20 protein-coding genes and 1 tRNA gene are annotated in these 21,981 nt (G+C 65.0%); 12 read left to right on the top strand and 9 right to left on the bottom strand.

Annotated features, from left to right (window positions below):
- Positions 1-25: 25 nt before the first annotated feature.
- On the bottom strand, positions 26-1,189 hold the full coding sequence (locus tag C0V72_RS03505) for an acyl-CoA dehydrogenase family protein (RefSeq protein ID WP_101791822.1): 1,164 nt from the start codon (positions 1,187-1,189) through the stop codon (positions 26-28).
- Positions 1,190-1,323: 134 nt separating this feature from the next.
- Between C0V72_RS03505 and C0V72_RS03500 the strand changes: the two genes are divergently transcribed.
- Positions 1,324-2,550, top strand: a complete 1,227-nt coding sequence (locus tag C0V72_RS03500; RefSeq protein WP_101791821.1) for an MFS transporter — start codon at positions 1,324-1,326, stop codon at positions 2,548-2,550.
- Positions 2,551-2,698: 148 nt separating this feature from the next.
- Here C0V72_RS03500 and C0V72_RS03495 read toward each other — a convergent pair.
- The 4 genes from C0V72_RS03495 to grxC all read right to left on the bottom strand — a co-directional run bounded on the left by C0V72_RS03495 (position 2,699) and on the right by grxC (position 4,385).
- Positions 2,699-2,775, bottom strand: a tRNA-Arg gene (locus C0V72_RS03495).
- 33 nt (positions 2,776-2,808) lie between these two features.
- Positions 2,809-3,279 carry a DUF1178 family protein gene (locus C0V72_RS03490; RefSeq protein WP_101791820.1) on the bottom strand — a complete coding sequence of 157 codons (471 nt, stop codon included), beginning with the start codon at positions 3,277-3,279 and terminating at the stop codon, positions 2,809-2,811.
- A 6-nt stretch (positions 3,280-3,285) separates the two neighbouring features.
- Entirely contained in the window at positions 3,286-4,107 is an 822-nt protein-coding gene (locus C0V72_RS03485; protein WP_101791819.1) for a carbon-nitrogen hydrolase family protein, read from the bottom strand.
- Between the two features lie 14 nt (positions 4,108-4,121).
- Positions 4,122-4,385, bottom strand: a complete 264-nt coding sequence (gene grxC, locus C0V72_RS03480) for a glutaredoxin 3 (RefSeq protein ID WP_101791818.1) — start codon at positions 4,383-4,385, stop codon at positions 4,122-4,124.
- A gap of 151 nt (positions 4,386-4,536) precedes the next feature.
- Here grxC and C0V72_RS03475 point away from each other — a divergent pair, with 151 nt between their 5' ends.
- The gene (locus C0V72_RS03475) at positions 4,537-5,016 is read left to right on the top strand and encodes an Hsp20 family protein (protein WP_101791817.1); all 480 of its coding nucleotides are present in this window, start codon (positions 4,537-4,539) and stop codon (positions 5,014-5,016) included.
- A gap of 369 nt (positions 5,017-5,385) precedes the next feature.
- Here the strand turns inward: C0V72_RS03475 and C0V72_RS03470 are convergent, their stop codons facing one another.
- From C0V72_RS03470 to tpiA, 3 genes are all read right to left on the bottom strand, one after another.
- Entirely contained in the window at positions 5,386-7,023 is a 1,638-nt protein-coding gene (locus C0V72_RS03470) for a CTP synthase (protein WP_101791816.1), read from the bottom strand.
- Between the two features lie 125 nt (positions 7,024-7,148).
- A complete protein-coding gene (secG, locus tag C0V72_RS03465) occupies positions 7,149-7,535 on the bottom strand; it encodes a preprotein translocase subunit SecG (protein ID WP_172438894.1) in 387 nt (128 codons plus the stop codon).
- 116 nt (positions 7,536-7,651) lie between these two features.
- Positions 7,652-8,425, bottom strand: a complete 774-nt coding sequence (gene tpiA, locus C0V72_RS03460) for a triose-phosphate isomerase (RefSeq protein ID WP_101791815.1) — start codon at positions 8,423-8,425, stop codon at positions 7,652-7,654.
- A 249-nt stretch (positions 8,426-8,674) separates the two neighbouring features.
- Between tpiA and C0V72_RS03455 the strand changes: the two genes are divergently transcribed.
- The 9 genes from C0V72_RS03455 (at position 8,675) to lexA (ending at position 18,007) form a co-directional block, all read left to right on the top strand.
- Entirely contained in the window at positions 8,675-10,612 is a 1,938-nt protein-coding gene (locus C0V72_RS03455; RefSeq protein ID WP_101791814.1) for a peptidylprolyl isomerase, read from the top strand.
- A 70-nt stretch (positions 10,613-10,682) separates the two neighbouring features.
- On the top strand, positions 10,683-12,158 hold the full coding sequence (gene trpE, locus C0V72_RS03450) for an anthranilate synthase component I (protein WP_101791849.1): 1,476 nt from the start codon (positions 10,683-10,685) through the stop codon (positions 12,156-12,158).
- Positions 12,155-13,009 (top strand): phosphodiester glycosidase family protein, encoded by an 855-nt coding sequence (locus C0V72_RS03445; RefSeq protein ID WP_233999756.1) that lies wholly within the window; start codon positions 12,155-12,157, stop codon positions 13,007-13,009. The genes trpE and C0V72_RS03445 overlap by 4 nt, the downstream gene beginning before the upstream one ends.
- Complete coding sequence (locus C0V72_RS03440) at positions 13,006-13,617, top strand: anthranilate synthase component II (protein WP_101791812.1); 612 nt, start codon at positions 13,006-13,008, stop codon at positions 13,615-13,617. Before C0V72_RS03445 ends, C0V72_RS03440 begins: the two co-directional genes overlap by 4 nt.
- Positions 13,614-14,606 (top strand): anthranilate phosphoribosyltransferase, encoded by a 993-nt coding sequence (gene trpD / locus C0V72_RS03435; protein ID WP_101791811.1) that lies wholly within the window; start codon positions 13,614-13,616, stop codon positions 14,604-14,606. The genes C0V72_RS03440 and trpD overlap by 4 nt, the downstream gene beginning before the upstream one ends.
- Positions 14,607-14,611: 5 nt before the next feature.
- On the top strand, positions 14,612-15,412 hold the full coding sequence (trpC, locus tag C0V72_RS03430; RefSeq protein WP_101791810.1) for an indole-3-glycerol phosphate synthase TrpC: 801 nt from the start codon (positions 14,612-14,614) through the stop codon (positions 15,410-15,412).
- Positions 15,409-15,906 (top strand): cyclic pyranopterin monophosphate synthase MoaC, encoded by a 498-nt coding sequence (gene moaC / locus C0V72_RS03425; protein ID WP_101791809.1) that lies wholly within the window; start codon positions 15,409-15,411, stop codon positions 15,904-15,906. The genes trpC and moaC overlap by 4 nt, the downstream gene beginning before the upstream one ends.
- Positions 15,903-17,096, top strand: a complete 1,194-nt coding sequence (locus C0V72_RS03420; RefSeq protein ID WP_101791808.1) for a molybdopterin molybdotransferase MoeA — start codon at positions 15,903-15,905, stop codon at positions 17,094-17,096. Before moaC ends, C0V72_RS03420 begins: the two co-directional genes overlap by 4 nt.
- 218 nt (positions 17,097-17,314) lie before the next feature.
- Positions 17,315-18,007, top strand: a complete 693-nt coding sequence (gene lexA / locus C0V72_RS03415; protein WP_101791807.1) for a transcriptional repressor LexA — start codon at positions 17,315-17,317, stop codon at positions 18,005-18,007.
- 172 nt (positions 18,008-18,179) lie between these two features.
- Here the strand turns inward: lexA and C0V72_RS03410 are convergent, their stop codons facing one another.
- Positions 18,180-20,456: a ComEC/Rec2 family competence protein gene (locus tag C0V72_RS03410; RefSeq protein WP_233999755.1), complete on the bottom strand. Its 2,277-nt coding sequence runs from the start codon at positions 20,454-20,456 to the stop codon at positions 18,180-18,182.
- Positions 20,457-20,544: 88 nt separating this feature from the next.
- Between C0V72_RS03410 and gltX the strand changes: the two genes are divergently transcribed.
- Positions 20,545-21,981, top strand: a complete 1,437-nt coding sequence (gene gltX, locus C0V72_RS03405; protein WP_101791806.1) for a glutamate--tRNA ligase — start codon at positions 20,545-20,547, stop codon at positions 21,979-21,981.

The raw sequence follows: 21,981 nt of genomic DNA, 5'->3' as shown, positions 1-21,981 counted from the left end.
GACAATTCGGGAAGACTGCGACGTTTCAGTAAGACCGCGGGAGGCCCAGCACATGTTCGGCGAGATAGGACAGGATCAGATTGGTCGAGATCGGAGCCACGGTGTAAAGCCGCGCCTCGCGGAATTTGCGTTCGACATCATATTCCTCGGCAAAGCCGAACCCGCCGAAGGTCTGCACGCACATGTCAGCAGCGGCCCAGCTGGCCTCTGACGCGAGGAGTTTGGCCATGTTCGCTTCCTCGCCGGGATTGCCGCCCTCGTCGTAAACGCGCGCGGCGTGCAGCACCATCAATTCGGCAGCGCGCATGTGGGCATAGGCGCGCGCGATCGGAAACTGCACACCCTGGTTCTGGCCGATCGGCCGCGCAAATACGCTGCGGTCCTTGGCATAGGCGGTCGCTTTCTCGATGAACCATTTCGCATCGCCGATGCACTCGGCCGCAATCAGGATGCGTTCGGCGTTCATGCCCGACAGGATGTAGCGGAAGCCCTTGCCTTCCTCGCCCACCAGCGCGGATGCGGGGATGCGCAAGTCATCGAAGAAAACCTCGCAGGACGAGTGGTTCATCATCGTGCGGATCGGCTTGACCGTCATCCCGCGCGCGAGCGCAGCCTGCATATCCACCAGGAAGATCGACAGCCCCTCGGTCTTGCTGGCCACCTCCTCGCGCGGGGTCGTGCGGGCGAGCAAAAGCATCAGATCGGAATGTTCGGCCCGGCTGGTCCAGATCTTCTGGCCGGTGATGATGTAGTCATCGCCGTCCCGGACCGCGCGGGTCTTGAGGCTGAGGGTATCTGTCCCGCTGGTAGGTTCCGACACGCCAAACGCTTGAAGCCGCAACTCCCCGCTGGCGATGCGGGGAAGGTACTGCGCCTTCTGCTCCGGCGAGCCATAGCGCAGCAGCGTATTCATGATGTACATTTGCGCATGGGCGGAAGAGCCGTTGCAACCGCTGGCCTGAATTTCCTCCATGATCACGCAAGCCGCCTCAAGGCTGAGACCACTGCCGCCGTGTTCCGCCGGGATCAGCGCGGCCAGAAACCCGGCCTTCGTCAGCGCATCGACAAATTCCGACGGATAGGCCCGCGCCGCGTCCTTGGCGCGCCAGTATTCCCCCGGAAACCCATCGCACAAGGATCGCACCGCACGGCGGATGTCCGCGAGTTCATCGGTTTCGTGATCGGACATTGGCACGCATCCTCTCCTGTCTGTGATGGCGGGTTGGCGGCTTGCGGGCGCCCAATCCAACTCACCAATATGAGAGCCTTCGGACAAGATGCAGGGCATGGCAATCCCGTTTCGATCTGCTACTCGCCTCGCCGATGAGCCACCCTGCCCCCGATGCCCCTTCCCCTGCCCTACTCACTCGCACGCAGGAAGCAGCGCTGGCGCTCACCATCGCGGTGGTGACGGCCAATGCCTATTACATCCACCCGATCATCGGCGATGTGGCGCGCGCCTTCGGGGTTGGCGAGGCTGAGATCGGGCTGGTGCCGGCGCTCAACCAATTGGCGCTGGCGCTGGGCATTTTGCTGCTGCTGCCGCTCGGCGATTTTTACGCCAACCGCCGTCTGTGCCTGATCTTTGTTGCAGGCCAGACGCTGTGTCTGGGCGGGATGGTGCTGGCGCAGGACTTCGTGCTGTTCGCCGCCGCCTCCACTCTGTTGGGGTTCTGCACGATCGCGCCCTATCTGATCCCGGCCTTCGCGTCCAAACGGGTCGCGCCGGAACGTCTGGGTCAGGTCACAGCGAAGCTCACGGCAGCGGTGATCTTCGGGATTCTGGTGGCGCGGATGGGCGCAGGGATCATCGCCGAATATGCCGACTGGCACGCCGTTTATGTCGGGGCCTTCGCACTGATGGCGGCGGTGACGGCGTTCCTGCCGATTGCCATGCGCAGCGAGCGCGCCGCACCCAAACAGGCGCAGGCGCGTTATTCTGCGCTGATCGCGTCAGTCTTCAGCCTTGCGGCCAAGCACCCGGACATGCGGCTGTCAGCGGCCATTCAGGGCCTGAACTTTGCGATCTTCACGGCAAGCTGGCTGGCACTGGCGTTGCACCTGACCAGCCCGGCGATGGGCTATGGAACGGATGATGTCGGCTATCTGGCAGGCGTTGCGGCGATCAGCGTGTTCACCACGCCAAGGCTGGGCCGCTGGGCCGACCGTGTGGGTGCGCGCAAGGCGCGATTAACAGTAGCGGCGGTGCAGTTGGCGGGCATTGCGCTGTTCTATCCCCTTGGCTTCAGCATCGGGGGCCTGCTGGTGCCGCTGTTGATCGTCAACATGGTCGGCCCGACGATTGATGTGACCGGGCGCATGACGCTGTTCACGCTCGCCCCTGAAATCCGCACGCGGCTGACCACGTCCTATATCGTTGCGATGTTCATCGGCGGCGCGATTGGCAGCGCGGCGGGCACGGCTGTTTACGATTGGTCGGGATGGGGCGGAACCTGTGCGCTGATGTTCGGCCTGTCGCTGTGCGTGCTGGGGCTGTCGCTCCACGCGGAACGGCGCTGGCGGCGGTTGCAGTCTGTCAAAACCGACTGACAAAACGCGATTTACAGTTTACGAAAAATTAGCCCTCTGTCGGTAAACAAGGGTTCGTAGGGCGCTACGGCCAGATACCGAATGACGGATTAATATTCCCGTCACTCCGGTTGGGCCGAGCGCCCTATTCTCGTTTCTGCTGAAGATGTGGTGACCCCGGCGCGATTCGAACGCGCGGCCCCCAGATTAGGAATCTGGTGCTCTATCCGGCTGAGCTACGGGGTCCCGTCGCGCTTCATAGCACCGCGGGACCACCATTCAATTCAACTTTTCCGGTGGCGCGACCGGGAACGGCAGCGGTGCGACCGGAACGCCTTCATCGATCAGCGCCTTAGCTTCGGCGAGGCTTGCCTGACCGTGAATCGGGGCTTCATCGCGCTCACCATAATGCATCTTGCGGGTTTCCTCGGCAAATTTGTCGCCGACCCAGGTGCTGTTCTTGAGCGCTTCGGCCTGCACCTTCGCCAGCGCCACGAGCGCCTTTTGCACTTGCGGCGGCATCGGCGCATTGGCGAGCTGCTGCGTCGGAGCGGCCGGCGGCAGCACCTCTTGCCGGCTATTGCCCTTGGCCGGGACCGCAGGGGCCATCGGCGCCTTGGTCACCTGCGCTGATCCGCATGACGGACAGGCCAGCAGCCCGCGGGCGCGCTGGTCTTCGTAGTCCGTGGACGAGCCGAACCACCCTTCAAACCGGTGGCCTTCGTGGCAGGAAAGGTCGAATACAATCATGGCGGATTACGATGCGACGATTTCGCGGCGGTTGGCAAGGGCCGGCACCTGGGCTCGGACTTCCGCAATGCGCGTCAGATCGATGTCACAAAAGGCGAGGCCCGGTGCCTCCGCGCCCATATCCAGCAGCACGTCACCCCACGGATCAATGACGAGGCTGTGGCCATAGGTCTCGCGCCCATCCTCGTGGCGGCCGACCTGCGCGGCGGCGATAACGAACGCGCTCGCTTCGATCGCGCGGGCGCGCAGCAACACGTGCCAATGGGCAGCGCCGGTGGGCTTAGTGAATGCGGCGGGCACCGCGATAGCGTCGCAGCGGCGGTTGCCAAGCTCGCCGAACAGGGCCGGGAAGCGCAGATCATAGCAAACCGCAAGGCCAAGCCGCCCAATCGGCGTATCGCCTACCGTGACAACCGCGTCGCCGGGCCGATAGGCCGCACTTTCCCGCCAGCTTTCGCCCGTGGCAAGTTCCACATCGAACATGTGGATCTTGTCATAGGTGACAGGAGGTTCTCCGTTTGGCAGAAAGACCATCGAGCGGTTGGCGTTTCTGCCGCCCGGCACCGCGACCGCCATTGATCCGAGCGCGAGCGTGAGGCTGCACTCCTCGGCGATATTGCGCAGCATCGCGACATGATCCGACTGATCCTGCGGCACGATATGCTGCGCCGCGCGGGCCCGCTCGCGATCAAGCAGCAGCGACATTTCCGGCGTGAAGAGCATCTGCGCCCCGCCCTCGCGCGCGGCGTGGGCGGCAGCGCGAATGGTCTCGAAATTGCGGTTCGGGTCAATCCCCGAACACATCTGCAATATCGCGATCTTAGGCATAAGGCAGCAAGCCCCTACCCTGCCAGCAATGCGTCAAGCTTACCCGCAGCCTCCAGCGCAGCAAGATCGTCCGATCCGCCCACGTGCGTATCACCGATGAAAATCTGCGGCACTGTCATCGCATCAGGCGCACGGGCCAGCATTTCGTCGCGCTTGGGGCCGCCCATCGTGATGTCATGCTCGGTGAAGGCCGCGCCCTTCTGATCGAGCAAGCGCTTGGCCCGCACGCAATAGGGGCAGCCAAACTTGGTGTAGATATCGATGTGGGGGCTTGTCATGAATCCCTCTTGAAAGCTTGTGTCGCCAAACCAGATAGGCGGTGTCGCCGTGTTTCGCCAGCCTTGGGAAGCACATCGGCGGCACGGCAGGTGCTGCATCCGGCAGGCCTGCAAACCGAACCAAATTGCTCAGACACGAGGATTTGCAACAATGTCACGTTTTGATTTTACGCCCTATCGCCGCTCCACTGTCGGTTTTGACCGTTTGTTCGACCTGCTCGAAAATCAGGCGCGGTTGAATGCAGGCGACAACTACCCGCCCTTCAACATTTCGCGTCGCGGCGAAGACAATTACCGCATTACTTTGGCGGTAGCGGGCTTTCGCGCAGGGGATATTGATATCACCGCGCAGCAGAACCTGCTGACTGTGCAGGGCCGCAAGCGCGAAGAGATCGAGGACGGGTCGGAACTGATCCATGTCGGCATCGCCAACCGCGGGTTCGAACGCCGGTTTGAACTGGCCGATTTCGTGCGGGTGGAGCGCGCCGATCTGGCCGATGGCTTGCTGATTATCGATCTGGTGCGCGAAGTGCCCGATGCGATGAAGCCGCGCAAGATCGCCATTGGCGGCACGGCCACGCTGACAGCGGTGCCCAGCGACGATAGCGATACGGCTGCCAGCGCCGCATAAGCGGTCTGATGTTTGGCTTGCAATGAAAAGGGGGCGGATCTTGCGATCCGCCCCCGCGACTTTCGCCGCCCTGCCTGGGCCTATCCGTCCGGGTCGCAGAAGACGGACAAAACCAGGCAAGCTCGTTGAACCCACGCTGCCAATTGCTGCGCCAACCGTGTCGCCATCTCGTGCAGCGGCCATAGCTGAGGCTTAGGCGTGCGTCTTTAGGAAATCATCAACCCCGGCCCGCGTCTAATGCGGATTGACAAAAACACGCAAGTCCAATCTGCGCGCCGCGCAAGAAAACAAAACATCGCGCCCCAATTGCAAAACAATGGGTCGCAAGGCCGGACGCAGCACCCGCGTCGTTGCCGACGTTTCATGCGATCAAACGAGCCGCGATTGTTCCAGTGCCGCGGCGATAAAACCGGCAAACAGCGGGTGCGGATCAAACGGACGGGATTTCAGCTCCGGATGGAACTGCACCCCGACAAACCACGGATGATCGGGCCGCTCGACAATTTCAGGAAGCAACCCGTCGGGCGACATGCCTGAGAAAATCAGCCCCTGCTTTTCCAGTGGCTCGATAAAGGCGCTATTGACCTCGTAACGGTGGCGGTGGCGTTCAGAGATCACCTCGGCGCCGCCATAGATACGCGATGTGTGGCTGTTGGGGCTGAGTTTGGCCGGATAGGCACCAAGCCGCATCGTGCCGCCCAGATCGCCGCCTTCGGCGCGGCTCTGGATGCCTTCCTTGCTCATCCATTCGGTGATGATACCCACCACGGGCGCCTGTGTCGGGCCGAATTCGGTGGAGGAGGCGTTGGCAAATCCGGCCGCGCGTGCGCCTTCGATGCAGGCCATCTGCATGCCAAGACAAATGCCGAAGAACGGTACCTGACGCTCGCGGGCAAAGCGGACGCTGGCGATTTTGCCTTCGCTGCCGCGCTCACCAAAGCCGCCGGGCACGAGGATGCCATGCATGGGTTCCAATGCGGCGATGATTTCGGCATCGTCGTCGCCTTCAAAGATTTCGGCGTCGATCCACTTGATGTTGACCTTGACCCGGTTGGCCATGCCGCCGTGAACCAGCGCTTCGTTGAGGCTTTTATAGGCGTCTTGCAGGCCGACATACTTGCCCACAACCGCGATGGTCACTTCGCCTTCGGGATTGAACTGGCGGTCGGTGACGTCTTCCCAGGCGGACAGGTCAGGCGCAGGAGCATCGGTAATGCCGAAGGCGCGCAGCACTTCGCGGTCGAGCCCTTCGGCATGATATTGCTGCGGCACAGCGTAGATCGACGGCGCATCAAGCGCCGGGATGACCGCTTCAGGCCGGACGTTGCAGAATTGCGCAATCTTGCGGCGGTCACTTTCGGGGATCGGATGTTCGGCGCGGCACAGCAGGATGTCGGGCTTGATCCCCAGGCTCGCCAACTCGCGCACCGAGTGCTGGGTCGGCTTGGTCTTCAGCTCGCCCGCGGCCTTGATATAAGGCACCAGCGTGACGTGGACGCTGAGGGTCTGGAGCGGTTCCAGCTCGTTGCGCAGCTGCCGGATCGCTTCCATGAACGGCAGCGATTCAATATCGCCGACCGTGCCGCCTATTTCGCACAGGATGAAATCGTGATCGTCCTGATCGGCGAGCGCGAAGGCCTTGATCTCGTCGGTCACGTGCGGGATCACCTGCACGGTTGCGCCCAGATAATCGCCGCGGCGTTCGCGCGCGATGATGTCGCGATAAACGCGCCCGCTCGTGATGTTGTCCGACTGGCGCGCCGACACCCCGGTGAAACGTTCGTAATGCCCGAGATCGAGATCGGTCTCGGCCCCATCATCTGTCACATAGACCTCGCCGTGCTGATACGGGCTCATCGTGCCCGGATCGACATTGAGATAGGGGTCGAACTTGCGGATGCGGACCTTGTAGCCGCGCGCCTGAAGGAGGGCCGCCAGTGAGGCTGCCATGAGACCTTTGCCGAGCGAGGAGACCACGCCGCCGGTGATAAAAATGAACCGCGCCATGGGAGTTGGGCCTTAAGCGTCGAGAGGGATTCGGAGCAAGCGAATTGCGGCCGCAACCAGCGCGCCATCCACAGTGCCGTTGATGCGAGAACTAAACGTGCCGCAGGGGGCGGCACATCATGATTTTATTGCGCGGACTGACCCTCGTCAGCCGGCGCTGCCGGTGCGGGTTCTGCCGGAACCGGGGGTGTTGCCGGTGCGGGCACCGGATCAGCCAGCAGATCAGGGGCTGCCGGAGCCGGCGCGCCGCGTTCCAGCGTTGTCGTGACGCCGCCAACCCGGCTTTCGCGCACGGCGAGCGCGGCCAGCACGATCGACAATGTCACAAATGCCACCGCCAGCCACTTGGTCGAACGGGTCAGAAAGTCCGCTGCCCCGCGCGCTCCAAAGGCGCCGCCCGGGCTGCCGCCAATGCCAAGCCCGCCGCCTTCCGAGCGCTGCATCAGCACAACAGCGACTAGCGCAGCGGCCACCAGGGCCTGAATGACGGTGAGGAAGATAAACAAGGACATGCATTGATCTCGTGCGGAGGGCGATATGCGCCCGGTGGTTGCGTGCGCGCCATGTAGGCCCGCAAAGCCGCTGCGGCAAGCCCGCGCGCCCGTCTCGGGGCTGCGGGCAGGTCAGCTCAGCTGTCGAACGGCTCGCTTGCGGCCAGCGCGATGCCCATGAAGCTGTCAGCGGTCAGGCTCGCCCCGCCCACCAGCGCTCCGCCGACATCGGGCACGGCAAAGATAGAAGCCGCGTTATCGGGCTTGACCGAACCGCCGTACAGAATGCGCACTTCGCGCCCCTGCTCTTCGCCCAGCAGGTCGATCAGGAGCGCGCGGATAACACCGTGCATTTCGGCAATGTCGGCCGTCGTTGCGGCCGTGCCGGTGCCGATGGCCCAGATCGGCTCGTAAGCCACGGTGAGCCGTTCGGCCAGATCGGCAGGCATCTGGTCTGCCGGCGGCAGCGATGCCTTGAGCTGGCGCTTCACGAACGCCACCGCCTTGCCCGATTCGCGGGTTTCGGCACTTTCGCCGCAGCACATGATGATGCGCAGGCCTGCTGCGAGCGCCGCTTCGGCCTTGGCGCGCACCAATGCGTCGCTTTCTGCGTGGTTCTGACGCCGTTCGGAATGTCCGAGGATGACAAAGCTGGCCCCGGCATCCGCGACCATCGCGGCCGATATGTCGCCGGTATGCGCGCCGCCGTCAGCCTCGTGACAATCCTGTGCGCCCACAGCGATTTGTTCAGCCTCGCGGTGGATCGGGTGGATCAAGGTATAGGGCGGCGCAAGGGCCACCTCGACCTTCATGTGACGCTGCGCCGCGCGGTCGATCGCACGCGCTTCGGACAGCATGGCGCGGGTGCCATGCATCTTCCAATTTCCGACGATATAGGGTCGGCGGGTCATGATCTGTCCTGCACTTCTTTGAAAATTGAGAGGGTTTGACCCCAAGGGCTGCGATTCTGTGTTTTGCTGTAGTGCCCCGGGGCTGCAGCCGCTAGCCGAGGACGCCGCACTAGTCAAAAGGCGCGCGAACCTGTTGCCGCGCGGTCGCATGCTCTCTAAAGCGCCCCAACGCCGCAAGCCTTTGCAGTGCGCGCATGGGTAGCCAGCGCGCCCTGCCATCAGCCAGCCTCCGATGGGGTCCGTTACGTCATGATTTCGTTTTTCCGCCGCTTTTTCGAGTCAAAGATCGGCCTCTCGATCGCGCTAGCCTTCCTCGGGCTGATGGCGCTGGCCTTTGCTGCCTCGGACATCACCGGCAACACGTTTGGCGGGATTTCCAACAATGACCGTATGGCGGTTGTCGGCAGCACTTCCATCCCGCTGACCGATCTGACCCTTTCGGCCAACACCGCGCTGGATCAGGTACGCAGCCAGAACCCGACGCTGACCATGCCCGAATTCGTCGCCGACGGCGGCTTTGACGAAGTGGTGCGCCAACTGATCGATCGTTTCACGGTGGGCGAATATGGCCGCCGCTACGGCCTGCGCGCGGGCGACAATCTGGTGAACAGCGAAATCCTCAAGATCCCGGCGTTCCAGGGTCTTACAGGAGAATTTGACGAACAGACCTATATCGGCGCGCTGCGCCAACGTGGCCTCAGCGATGCGGTGTTCCGCCGCGATCTTGAGGACGGGCTGATCGAACAGCAATTACTGCGTTCCGCCGTGGCCGCGCCGCAGCTGCCCGAAAAGATCGCGCGCCAGTATGCCGCGCTCGTGCTGGAAAAGCGCAAGGGCGAAATCGCGCTGATCCCCAGCAGCGCCTTTGCGCCTGCCGGTGCCCCGTCCGAAGCGCAGCTGACCGCGTGGTACAAGGATAATCGCGCGCAGTTCATCCGTCCCGAACGGCGCACGCTGCGCTTTGCGGTGTTCGGCGCGGACAGCCTCAAAGTGAACGCCGCGCCGACCGCGGCTGAAATCGCCGAGCGGTACAAGCGTGACGCGGCCCAGTATGCGGCAAGCGAAACGCGCGGTGTCACCAGCTTTGTTGTCCCCACGCAGGACGCCGCCAAGGCGCTGACCGCGCGCATCCGCGGCGGTGTTTCGCTGGAAGCGGCGGCGCGCGAGGCCGGGTTCACCGCCTCGAAATCGGAAGCCCGCGACCGTGAGGCGATGGCGGGCGCGACCAGCTTTGCCTTTGCCGAGGCTGCGTTCAAGGCTGCCCAGGGCGCAATGATTGAACCGGCGCAGGGCACACTGGGCTGGTATGTCGCGCGGCTCGACACCATCGCGCGCACGCCGGCCCGCACGCTGGCACAGGCGACGCCTGAAATCACCGAACAGCTTGCCAAGGAAAAGCGGGTCGCGGCCATCGCCGATCTCATCGCCGAGATCGAAGGCGAAGTTGATGGCGGCACGGCCCTGCCCGAAGTTGCCAAGGCCTATGGGCTGACAGTCGAAACGACCCCTGCGCTGCTTGCCAATGGACAGGCCTTTGGTCAGCCCGGCGTACAAATCGTGCCCCAGCTGGTGCCGGTGCTGTCCACCGCGTTCCAGATGGAAGAAAGCGAGCCGCAGCTGGCTGAAGTGGTGCCGGGCGAACAGTTCGTCATCTTTGAAGTCGCGCGGGTCGAAGAAGCCTCTGCCCCGCCGATTGCCGAAGTGCGCGAGGCCGCGATTGCCGGATGGAAGCGTGCGCAAGGGGCTGTGCTCGCCAAACAGGCGGCTGACCGCATTCTTGCCAAGGTGCGCGGCGGGATGCCGCTGGCAGCGGCGATGGCAGCCGAAAACAAGCCAGGGTTCGAGCGCGAGGCGATTGATCTGGAACGGCGCCAATTGCTGGCCCGCCAGCGTGCCGGCATCGCCCCGCCGCTGGTGCTGATGTTCAGCATGGCCGAAGGCACGGTCAAGACGCTGGAAGGGCCGCGTGATCTGGGCTGGTACGTCGTGGCATTGGAAGACATCAGCACGCTTCCGCTGGACAAGGAGGGCGCGCTGATTGCGCAGACCCGCCAGCAGCTGGGCCAGGCCTTGTCGCAGGAATATCGCAGCCAGGCGACCGCAGCGATGCGCAAGGAAGTGGGCGTTACGCGCAATGAAGACGGGATTGCTGCGGTGCGCCGCCAGCTGACCGGCGAACAGCCCTAAGCACAGGCGTGAGCGCGTCGTGACCACAATTGCCGCAGGATTGCCGGAAAACGCCGCCGCTGCCGCCGCCATGCTGGCCGATGGCCGGGCCGCGCTGGTGTGGCGGCGGATCATCGCCGACAGCGATACGCCGGTGGGCGCAGCGCGGCGGCTGATCGTACCGGGGCGCGGCGATTTTCTGCTCGAATCAGTCGAAGGCGGCGAAGTGCGCGGGCGGTACAGCTTGCTTGGCCTTGACCCCGATCTGGTGTTCCGCGCCAAGGGATCGGGCGCCGAGATCAACCGCAACTGGCGCACCGACCGCGAGGCGTTCACGCCGCTGGCCGGCGATGCGCTGGCCGAATTGCGCGCATTGGCGGCGACCTGCCGGATTGATCCCATGCCCGCAGGCCTGCCGCCCGCGCTCGCCTGTCTGGTCGGCTATTTTGGGTACGAGACGATCGGCCTCGTCGAGACCCTGCCGCGCGCGCCGCAAAGCGCACTGGACCTGCCTGACATGCTGTTCGTGCGGCCGACGGTGATCCTCGTCTTTGACCGTCTCACGGATGCGCTGTTCGCCATCGCCCCGATCTGGGAAGCCGCCGACCCACACGCAGCCGTCGCGCGCGCGGGCGAGCGGATCGATGCAACGCTAAGCCAGCTCGCGCAGGCCGCGCCGGTCCCCCACAGCGAGACCTTGCCTGACACCCTCCCCGACCTTGCCCCGGTGATTGCACCCGATGACTACAAGGCGATGGCGCTGGCGGCGAAGGAATACATCGTTGCGGGCGATATCTTTCAGGTGGTGCTGGCGCAGCGCTTTACCTGCCCCTTCACCCTCCCCCCGCTGGCGCTTTACCGCGCGCTCAGGCGGGTGAACCCTTCGCCCTTTCTCTATTTCCTCGACCTTCCGGGCTTTGCGCTGGTCGGTTCCTCGCCCGAAATCCTGGTGCGCGTGCGCGACGATGAAGTCACCATCCGCCCGATTGCCGGAACGCGCCCGCGCGGAGCCACGCGTGAAGAAGATGACGCCAACGAAGCGAGCCTCCTCGCCGATCCCAAGGAGCGGGCCGAGCATCTGATGCTGCTCGATCTGGGGCGCAATGATGTGGGCCGCGTGGCGGCAGCGGGCACAGTCGAGGTGACGGACAGCTTCACCATCGAGCGTTATAGCCACGTCATGCATATCGTCAGCAATGTGGTGGGGCAGCTCGATCCGGCGAAAGACGCGCTCGATGCGCTGTTCGCAGGCTTCCCGGCAGGCACCGTGTCGGGTGCGCCAAAGATCCGGGCGTGCGAGATCATCGCCAGCCTCGAACCGGAAACACGCGGCGCCTATGCGGGCGGCGTCGGCTATTTCGCGCCCGACGGCAGCCTGGACAGCTGCATCGTGCTGCGGACCGCCGTGGTCAAGGACGGGGTGATGCACGTGCAGGCCGGTGCGGGCATCGTTGCCGATTCTGATCCCGATTACGAACTTGCCGAATGCCGCGCCAAGGCCGGCGCACTGATCGCTGCCGCGCGTGAAGCGGTGCGGGTCGCGGGCGAGCCGGGGTATGGGCAATGATGGCCCGCGCCGTGCTTGCTGCCAGCCTGCTGCTTGGCCTTGCCGCCTGTTCCGAGGCGCCGGCGGGTGAGGCTGTCGTCAAAATCAATCTCGACGGGTCAGAGCGCGAGGATACGCCCGCCGCCGCGCCCAGCAAGGCTGACGCTACCACCCCGTCCGCCTGCCGCGCTGTGGTGTTCGAGGACGTACCGCTCACCCATTGCACCGCCGATCCCGCTCAGCACCGGATTGGCATGGCCAACCTTGGCGCAGACAAGCAGCCGTTCGGCTCGCTTGCCGCATTTTCCGCCAGCCAAGATCCGGCAACCATCGCCTTTGCCATGAATGGCGGGATGTATGGCGATGATCTGAAGGCCATGGGCTATTATGTCGAAGCGGGCGAACGCCGGTCGGAACTTGACCGCAGCGCCCGGCCCGAAGGCAACACCTCCAACTTCTACATGAAGCCCAACGGGGTGTTCTTCGGTTCGGCAAGCAAGTGGCGGGTGCTGGGCAGCAATACCTTTTTCGAGACAGTCGGTGACCGGCCCGAATTCGGCACCCAATCCGGCCCGCTGCTGCTGATCGATGGCAAGCTGCACCCGGAGATTCAGGATAATGGCCCATCGCGCGCCATCCGCAACGGCGTAGGCGTGGACGCGGGCGGGAAGGCGCATTTTGTCATCTCCGACGCGCCGATCAGCTTCGGGCAGCTGGCGCGCTATTTTCGTGATGAGGTGAAGGTGACCATGGCGCTTTACCTCGACGGGCAGGTGTCGAGCCTGTGGGATCCGGCGACCGGGCGCCTCGACAAGGGCCGCGTCGGGCCGATCATCGTGGTGACGAAACGCGAGAAGGCAGCCGCGCAATGATACTCGTGATCGACAATTACGACAGCTTTACCTTCAACCTCGTCCATTACCTGATGGAGCTGGGGGCCGAAGTGCGCGTGGAACGCAACGATGCGCTCACGGCTGCCGAGGCGCTGCGGACGAACGCGGCGGGCTTCCTGATCTCGCCCGGCCCCTGCACACCCAACGAGGCGGGCATCAGCCTCGATCTGGTGGCTGCCTGTGCGGACGCAGGCAAGCCCCTAATGGGTGTGTGTCTGGGCCATCAGGCCATCGGCCAGCATTTCGGCGGCACGGTGCAGCGCGGCGGGCTGATGCATGGCAAGACTTCGCCCGTCACGCATGACGGGTCGGGAGTGTTTGCGGGCCTGCCCTCCCCCTTCATCGCTACGCGCTATCACAGCCTTGAGGTGGTAAATGTGCCGGAGGAACTGGTCGCCAACGCCCATGCCGAAACGCCGGGCAGCGATCGCCTGAGCGTGATGGGCTTCCGCCACGCCAGCCTGCCGATCCACTCGGTGCAGTTCCACCCCGAAAGCATCGCCACCGAGTACGGGCACGCGCTGCTTGCCAATTTCGTGCGCCTCTGCGGGCTTGATCCCATGCTGCCCGCAAGGCTGAGTGCATGAGCGTTCTCCCCGATGTGACCGCGCCCTTGAGCGAGGCCGAGGCTGAAGCCGCCTTCGGCGTGCTGCTTGATGGCGGTCCTTCCGAAGACGAGATCGCCGACTTCCTCGTTGCCCTGTCCGCGCGCGGCGAGACGGCGGACGAGATCGCGGGCGCGGCGCGTGCCCTTCGGGCTCGGCTGATCCCCATCGACGCTCCCCAAGGCGCGATCGACGTCTGCGGCACGGGGGGCGACGGGCACCACACCCTCAACGTCTCGACCGCTGTCAGCCTGGTGGTTGCGGCCTGCGGTGTGCCGGTCGCCAAGCACGGCAACCGCGCGGCATCCTCGAAAGCGGGCGCGGCGGACACGCTGGAGGCGCTGGGGCTCGACATGGACGCCGCCGGGCGCACGGCGGAAAAGACGCTCGCCGAGATCGGCATTTGCTTCCTCTTCGCCAAGAACCACCACCCGGCCATGGCGCGCATCCAGCCCATCCGGGTGCGCATCGGCCAGCGCACGATCTTCAACCTGATGGGCCCGCTTTCGAACCCCGCAGGCGTCACCAGCCAGCTGATCGGCATTGCGCGCCCTGCCTATGTGCCGATCTATGCCGGCGCGCTGGCACGGCTGGGCACCGGCCAATCGCTGATCGTTTCGGGCGACGAGGGGCTGGATGAACTGAGCCTTGCGGGCGGCAACGAGGTCGCGGTGGTGACCGGCAACGCCTTCACGATGGAACGCATCGACGCTTCGGCAGCGGGCCTTCCCCACACCCCGATTGAAGCGATCCGGGGCGACGATGCAAGGCACAACGCCGCTGCGCTGAAGGCGCTCCTGATGGGCACCCCCGGACCCTATCGCGACGCGGTGCTGTTCAACGCGGCAGGCGCGCTGACGGTGGCAGGGCGCGGCAGCGACTGGCGGGAACGCGCAGGCGTGGCGGCGGAGGCCTTGGATAGCGGCGCGGCAATGGCGCTGCTGGACAAGTGGATCGCGCTGGCGAAGTGAGAGATATGAACAAGCTCGAAGAAATCTGCGCCACCAAGCGCGAGGAAGTCGCCGCCCGCAAGGCCGCGACCAGCACCGCCGCGCTGGCCGAGGCCGCCGCCGCGCAATCGCCCCCCCGCGGGTTCGAAACCGCACTGCGCGACCGTGCCGCCAGCGGTTATGCCCTCATCGCTGAGATCAAGAAGGCCAGCCCCTCCAAGGGGCTCATTCGGGCCGATTTCCACCCCGCCGCGCACGCCGCCGCCTATCAGCAAGGCGGCGCGGCCTGCCTCTCGGTCCTCACCGACGCGCCTTATTTTCAGGGGCACGAGGATTACCTCGTCGCCGCCCGCGCCGCCTGCGACCTGCCGGTGCTGCGCAAGGACTTCATGGTCGATCCGTGGCAATGCCTTGAGGCGCGCAGCATCGGGGCCGATGCGATCCTGATCATCGTCGCCGCGCTGGAAGACGCGCAGATGGCCGAGATCGAAGCCGCCGCGCGCGAACACCATATGGACGTGCTCGTCGAAGTGCACGACGAGGCCGAGCTGGAGCGCGCCGCTCGCGTGCTCCAATCCCGCCTGATCGGGGTCAACAACCGCGACCTCAAGACCTTCACGACCTCGCTCGCCGTCACCGAAAGGCTCGCCCCCCTGATGCCGCCCGGCACGCTGATCGTGGGCGAGAGCGGGATCAACAGCCACGCGGATTGCCAGCGATTGGAAACGGCAGGCGTACGCACCTTTCTCGTCGGAGAAAGCCTGATGCGCGCTGTCGATATTGCGAGTGCCACAGCCGCGCTGCTCAGGCCAGAACAGGCTGCATGAGCAAACTCACCCACCTCGATCAAAGCGGCGCTGCGCACATGGTCGATGTCGGCGGGAAGCCCGCAACCGCCCGCCGCGCAGTGGCATCGGGGCGGATCACCATGGCGGCCGAGGTGCTGGCAGCGATCCGCGAAGGCAACGCTCCCAAAGGCGACGTGCTGTCCGCCGCCCGCATTGCCGGGATCATGGCGGCCAAGCGCACGGGCGACTTGATCCCGTTGTGCCACCCCTTGGGGCTGGAGGCGGTCAGCATCGATTTTGCCTATGAAGATAGCGACAAAACTTCCGGGATCCGCGTCACCGCCACAGCCTCGTTGACGGGCCGAACCGGGGTCGAAATGGAAGCGATGACAGCAGTTTCTGTCGCACTCCTCACGATTTACGACATGGCCAAAGCGCTGGACAAGGGGATGGTGATCGGCAGCATCCGCCTGGTGGCCAAGTCGGGCGGCAACTCGGGCGATTGGGCCGCCCGGGATATGGACGACGCTTGAGCGCGCTGCTCGACCTTGAAGAAGCCCAGACAATGCTGCTGGCGCTGGCGCCGCTGCTGCCGTCTGAGCCTGTCGCCGCCGATACCGCGCTTGGTCGGATCCTCGCCGAAGATCTCCGCGCCGCGCGCACCCAGCCTGCCGCCGATCTTTCGGCCATGGATGGCTATGCCCTCGCGCCCGGCGAAGGGCCCTGGCTGCTCGTGGGAGAAAGCCGCGCCGGCGCGCCCTACCGCGAGCTTCTGGCCGAAAATCAGTGCGTGCGGATCTCGACCGGCGCGGTCATTCCTCCGGGCGCGGACCGGGTGCTGCTTCAGGAAGACGCGGTCAATGAAGCTGGCCTCATTCTGGCGACCGAGCTGCCGCCGCCCGGTCGCCATATCCGGGCACGCGGCTTCGATTTTCATGCGGGCGACCTGTTGCTGACCAAAGGCACCCGCATCACCCCCGCCCGCCTCGCTCTTGCGCTGGCGGCGGGACACGGCACGCTGACCGTAACCCGCCCGGTCCGTGTGGCCGTGATGGACAGCGGCGACGAATTGGCGGCTGACCCTGCCGATTGCCTCCCTCACCAGCTTCCCGCCAGCAATGCGGCCATGATTGCAGCCATGCTGGCGCCGCTGGGCTGCGAGATCACGCGCATGGGCCCGGTACCGGACGACCGCGCCGCGCTCGCCGCTGCGCTGGCCAAGGCGGAAGGGGCCGATATCCTCATCACCTCGGGCGGGGCCTCGGTGGGCGATCACGACCTCATCAAGCCCGCGCTGACCGATTGGGGCGCCCAAATCGCGTTCTGGAAGATTGCCATAAAGCCCGGCAAGCCGCTGCTGGTCGCCACCCGGCCGGGTGCGAGCGGCACGCAGGTGATCCTCGGCCTGCCCGGCAATCCGGTGTCGAGCTTCGTTACCGCCTTCCTGTTTGCGCTGCCGCTGGTGCGTGCGGCACAGGGCGATCCCGAACCGCTGCCCAAGGTAGAGATGGCCTATGCGGGTGAAGACCTGCCCGCTGTTGGCCCCCGGCGCGAATTCCTGCGCGCGGTGTTTCATGACGGCGCGCCGCAGCTGGCCGGCTCGCAGGATTCCTCGGCCCTGTCTGCGCTGGCGGCGGCGGATTGTCTGATCGATCGCCCCGCCCATGCCCCGCCGCTTGCCGCAGGGTCGCCTGTTCCGGTGTTCAAGCTCCAAAATGGCTGAATTGCGCGGGTTTGGCGTTCGGCGCGCTTGACAGCTTTGCGGCAGTTGCCTAATTGTTCCTTGTTCGTTCACCTTAATGGCATCAACCATGCCAAGGCGGAACGGGCGTGCACGCAAAGCACCACAGGCTCATCCGGGCCGGTGCCTCTTGGAGCACATCTGGGACTGGCGCCGGGCCGATTGGCGGGGCGTGAATGCGACCAAGGGAGTTTTGATCCATGCTGACAGCCAAACAGCACGAGTTGATCCGTTTCATCCAGCAGCGGCTGGAGGAAACCGGGATCTCGCCAAGTTTCGAGGAAATGAAAGAAGCGCTCGATTTGAAAAGCAAGTCGGGCGTGCACCGGCTGATTTCCGCGCTGGAAGAACGCGGTTTCCTGCGCCGCCTGCCCAACCGCGCGCGCGCGCTCGAAGTGATCCGCGAACCCGGTGACACGACCCCGGCCCGCGCCGCCGTGCCGGCGGGCGATAATGTGGTACCGATGGTCCCCCCTGCGCCGCGCGTCGCGGAGAGCGTTGCAGCGAATGACGTGATCGAACTGCCTCTGCACGGGCGGATTGCGGCCGGCGCGCCGATTGAGGCTTTCGAAGGCCATTCGACCCTTCCGGTGCCTGCGGCCCTGCTTGGGCCCGGGGAGCATTATGCGCTTGAAGTATCAGGCGATTCGATGATTGAAGCCGGGATCTTCGATGGCGATTTTGCGCTGGTGCGGCGCACCAACACCGCCCGCGATGGCGAGATCGTGGTGGCGCTGGTGCGCGGCGAGGAAGCAACGCTCAAATACCTGCGCAAGGAAGGCGGTCAGGTGCGGCTGGATCCGGCCAATGCGGCCTATGATCCGCAATTCTACCGGTCCGATGAAGTCGAAGTTCAGGGCAAGCTGGCCGGGCTGCTGCGCCGCTATCATTGAGGTGGTGAGCTGACCTTCGCGTACAAAACCGCAGGCCCGGCTTGTTTTCAGGATATTACAATAGTTAGATCGAACATCAGGCCGCTCCAGGCGGATCCTTGGGGCGGCCTTGATCGCTTTAGCCCCCCTGCCAGATCGGTTCTGCCTCGGGTTTGACCTCTGCCTGATGCGGCTAGGACGGTGGTTGCGGCGCGGCCGGGCGGGGCTGATCGGGCGCGGGACGCCACCATCCATGCGTGCCTTGGCTTTGAGCAACAGTGGTGATCCGGCCAGCGGCCAGATCAATCGCCAGCCCTCCTCTTTGAGCCAGATAGCGCCGGTCAGCCTTAAGCCAGCGGGGGCGGCAGGATCGCGGTAGGAACCTCTCGGACACAATGACATCGGCTTCAGCGCAGGCGGCAGCAAGAGCGCGCTCCTCGACCTGGGCCCGCCCTCGCCCGAGCAGCACCACCCAGTCACGTCCACCCCGGTTCAGCACCAGGGTGCAAAATGCCGAGGAGCAGTTTGCGCCCTCCCAATCGGCAATCGGCACCGGCTCGGCCGCAACGCCGGCAAGCTCCATCAGATTGTCCCGGGTGTAGGATGAACGGCTATCACGCAGGGAGACAAGGCGCGGCCTTCCATCAGGGCCGGGCACGGTGATGCCCACCTGCTGACCGTCACCTGCGACCAGAAGATCGGGAACCGGGGTCAGCACGACCAGCAGGCTTGCCAGCATCACCGGCGCCAATCCCGCAAGCCGCACCCGTCCGTGCCAGAGCGCCAGCCACAGGCCGCCTGCCGCAAATAGCGCGACCGCAAGCCCGCTGATCTGCGGCATCAATGTGACCGCGCCTGCCTGTGCGGCCGTGATGTGGGCAATCGCCAGCAGCAATGCGAGCGAGCGCTCTGTCAGCCACCATGCAGGACTGCCGAGGCCCACAAGGTCGAGCAGTAAACCGAGCGCGATGAGCGGCATGGAGACAAATGTTACCAACGGGATCGCTACCACATTGGCGAGTGCACCGTACATGCCCGCCCGGTGAAAATGGAACAGAACGATTGGCATCAACGCCAGTTCGATCACCACGCCAGTGACAAACAGCATCACCACCTGACGCCCGGTCCGCCTCCACCACGGCTCTTCGCGCGGGGCAAGAAAGGCGCGCACCGGCGCGCTGCTGGACACAGCGATGATCGCCAGCACTGCGGCAAAACTCATCTGGAAGCTCGGCCCGATGGCGCTTTCCGGCCAGAGCAGCAGCACAAACCCTGCCGCCACAGCCACCATCCGCATCGATAGCGCATCGCGCCCCAGCGCGAGCGCGCCCAGCACCAGCAAAGCGGCGACGCAGCTGCGCACGGTGGGCACTTCGGCGCCGGTGAGCAAGGTGTAACCGATCCCGGCCAGCGCGCCGATCCCGGCCGCCGCCACCGGCAGCCGCACCCGAAGCGCCAAAGCTGGCCACAGCGCCAGCAATCGCAGCGCAGCGACATAGGCCGCCGCGATCACCGCGCTCACATGCAACCCGCTGATCGATAGCAGGTGCGTCAGCCCCGAATCGCGCATCGCCGCCTCGTCCGCCTCGGCGATCCCGCCGCGGTCGCCGCTGGCAAATGCGGCAGCGATGGCGCCGGGCGAACCATCCACCCGCGCGCGGACATGCTCTGCCAGCGACCGTTGCAAGCCTGCGATCCCCTGGTCGGCGATGGCCGGGTTGATCACCACCAACGGGCCGACCATGGTCCCGGTTGCCGACAGGCCCTGAAACCATGCGGCCCGCGCAAAATCGTAGCTGCCCGGAAGCATCGGACTGGCCGGGGGCATCAGCCTCGCCCGCAGTCGTACCACAGCGCCTTCGGCAAGGCCCGGCGGCGGCCCGGCTGGCCCGAGCGCATCCAGTGGCACATTGACCCGGATCTTGCGCGCCGCGCCCGTTGCGGGCTCGCGGACGGCCAGCGTCAACCGCAGCCGCCCTTCTGCGGGTTGGTCCTGACGCGCGATCACCTTGCCATGCAGCAACATGACGACAGGGCGCGCGATGGGCTCTGCACCAACAATGCTGGACCGGGCCCAGATCACCGCGATGCCCAGCGCAAAGACCAATGCGCAGGTAACCACGGCGAGGCGCAGGCTGGCACGGTTTTCGTCCGCAGGGCTGCCGGTCGGCCAGGCCGCCATTGCGCCAAGCGCAGCCAGCATACTGGCACTGATGGCAGCCAACCACATCCCTTTGCTGGGCAGGATAAACCAGACCACGATCCCGAGCGCAAAGATCACCGCCAACCAGGGCGCACGGTCAAACCCGGCCTCGGCCAGAAAACGGTCGGCTGTGCCGATCCAACGCCCGTTCCGGCCCGCGGTGCTGGACAAGGGGCGCGGTGTTTGCCAAGGGCGCGGCGTCGGTTGTCCGGCGGCACCGCGCCCGTCCGGGTCCTCGCCCATCGGAATGATCGGCACGTTGCGCATCGGCTCATCCCCCGATCGGCCCGTCTCATGTCAGGCCCCACCTCAGGCCATCGCCAAGCCGCTCAAAGTGAACAGGAATTCAAAGCATATGGCAAGCGAAAGCAGCAGCCCCGCCGCAAGCAAGGCCCGCGAAGTCGTCACCCGCTTCGCCCCGTCGCCCACGGGTTACTTGCATATCGGCGGCGCCCGCACGGCGCTGTTCAACTGGCTTTATGCCCGCCACCATGGCGGCCGGACACTGCTCAGGATCGAGGATACCGACGCCAAGCGTTCTACCCAGGATGCGATCGATGCAATCATCGAAGGACTCGCCTGGCTGGGTCTGGATTACGATGCCCCCCCGGTGTTCCAATCCGACCGGGCCGAGCGCCATGCCGAGGTCGCCTGGCAGCTGCTGAACGCTGGCCACGCCTACAAGTGCTTTGCCACGGCCGAAGAACTCGAAGCGATGCGCGCCGAACAGCGGGCCAACAAAAAGCCGCTGCGCTATGACGGGCGCTGGCGCGACCGCGATCCTGCCGAGGCCCCCGAAGGCGCGCCCTTCACCATCCGCCTCAAGACCCCCACCGAGGGCGAAGTGACCATTCACGATCAGGTGCAGGGCGCGGTCACGGTGAAGAATGAGGAAATCGACGATTACATCATTCTGCGCGCCGATGGCACGCCGACCTATATGCTCGCGGTGGTGGTGGACGATCACGACATGGGCGTGACCCATGTGATCCGCGGCGACGATCACCTCAACAATGCTTTCCGCCAGCTGCCGATTATCCGGGCGATGAACGAAATCGAGGGCGGCTGGCCCGATCCCGTCTACGCCCATATCCCGCTGATTCACGGCAGCGACGGTGCCAAGCTGTCCAAGCGCCACGGCGCGCTCGGGGTTGAGGCTTATCGCGACGAATTCGGGATCCTGCCCGAAGCGCTGTTCAACTATCTGCTGCGGCTGGGCTGGGGTCACGGCGACCGCGAGGAGATCACCCGCGAAGAAGCGACCCAGCTGTTCGATCTGGCAGGCGTCGGCAAGAGCCCGTCGCGGTTCGATATGAAGAAGCTCGAGAACCTCAACGGCCATTATCTGCGCGAGGCCGATGATGCGCGCCTGGCCGCGTTGGTGGCGGCGCGCATCGGCGAGGCAGCTGACGTGGACCTGCTGACCCGCGCCATGCCGGTGCTCAAAGTGCGTGCCAAGAACCTCGATGAAGTGGCTGACGGTGCTGGCTTCTTGTTCGCAAAGCATCCGCTGGAAATGACCGAGAAAGCCGCAAGCCTGCTCGAAGGCGACGCGCGTTCGATTCTACGCAAGATCCACGGGGCGCTTCAGGCGGAAAACGACTGGACAAGCGAGGCGCTCGAAGCCACTACGAAATCGCTCGCCGAGGAGCTGGGATTGGGACTTGGCAAGCTGGCGCAGCCGATGCGCGCGGCGCTCACCGGGACGACCACCTCACCCGGTATCTTTGACGTTCTGGTCCTTCTGGGCCGGGACGAAGCTCTCGCTCGGCTCGACGCACAGGCTGCATAG

It is taken from the genome of Porphyrobacter sp. TH134 (assembly GCF_002855495.1).
Lineage (GTDB): Bacteria > Pseudomonadota > Alphaproteobacteria > Sphingomonadales > Sphingomonadaceae > Erythrobacter.
Note: the sequence above shows the minus strand (reverse complement) of the source record. Positions and strands in the feature narration are given on the sequence as shown.

Bases quoted from the DNA above. Each gene is read 5' to 3' on its own strand.
- C0V72_RS03505 (WP_101791822.1), bottom strand. From the start codon at position 1,189: ATGTCCGATCACGAAACCGATGAACTCGCGGACATCCGCCGTGCGGTG.
- trpE (WP_101791849.1), top strand. From the start codon at position 10,683: ATGCTGGCCGATGGCCGGGCCGCGCTGGTGTGGCGGCGGATCATCGCC.
- C0V72_RS03410 (WP_233999755.1), bottom strand. From the start codon at position 20,456: ATGCGCAACGTGCCGATCATTCCGATGGGCGAGGACCCGGACGGGCGC.
- C0V72_RS03455 (WP_101791814.1), top strand. From the start codon at position 8,675: ATGATTTCGTTTTTCCGCCGCTTTTTCGAGTCAAAGATCGGCCTCTCG.
- lexA (WP_101791807.1), top strand. From the start codon at position 17,315: ATGCTGACAGCCAAACAGCACGAGTTGATCCGTTTCATCCAGCAGCGG.
- trpD (WP_101791811.1), top strand. From the start codon at position 13,614: ATGAGCGTTCTCCCCGATGTGACCGCGCCCTTGAGCGAGGCCGAGGCT.
- gltX (WP_101791806.1), top strand. From the start codon at position 20,545: ATGGCAAGCGAAAGCAGCAGCCCCGCCGCAAGCAAGGCCCGCGAAGTC.
- C0V72_RS03470 (WP_101791816.1), bottom strand. From the start codon at position 7,023: ATGGCGCGGTTCATTTTTATCACCGGCGGCGTGGTCTCCTCGCTCGGC.
- tpiA (WP_101791815.1), bottom strand. From the start codon at position 8,425: ATGACCCGCCGACCCTATATCGTCGGAAATTGGAAGATGCATGGCACC.
- C0V72_RS03490 (WP_101791820.1), bottom strand. From the start codon at position 3,279: ATGATTGTATTCGACCTTTCCTGCCACGAAGGCCACCGGTTTGAAGGG.
- grxC (WP_101791818.1), bottom strand. From the start codon at position 4,385: ATGACAAGCCCCCACATCGATATCTACACCAAGTTTGGCTGCCCCTAT.
- moaC (WP_101791809.1), top strand. From the start codon at position 15,409: ATGAGCAAACTCACCCACCTCGATCAAAGCGGCGCTGCGCACATGGTC.
- C0V72_RS03485 (WP_101791819.1), bottom strand. From the start codon at position 4,107: ATGCCTAAGATCGCGATATTGCAGATGTGTTCGGGGATTGACCCGAAC.
- C0V72_RS03475 (WP_101791817.1), top strand. From the start codon at position 4,537: ATGTCACGTTTTGATTTTACGCCCTATCGCCGCTCCACTGTCGGTTTT.
- C0V72_RS03500 (WP_101791821.1), top strand. From the start codon at position 1,324: ATGAGCCACCCTGCCCCCGATGCCCCTTCCCCTGCCCTACTCACTCGC.
- C0V72_RS03445 (WP_233999756.1), top strand. From the start codon at position 12,155: ATGATGGCCCGCGCCGTGCTTGCTGCCAGCCTGCTGCTTGGCCTTGCC.
- trpC (WP_101791810.1), top strand. From the start codon at position 14,612: ATGAACAAGCTCGAAGAAATCTGCGCCACCAAGCGCGAGGAAGTCGCC.
- C0V72_RS03440 (WP_101791812.1), top strand. From the start codon at position 13,006: ATGATACTCGTGATCGACAATTACGACAGCTTTACCTTCAACCTCGTC.
- secG (WP_172438894.1), bottom strand. From the start codon at position 7,535: ATGTCCTTGTTTATCTTCCTCACCGTCATTCAGGCCCTGGTGGCCGCT.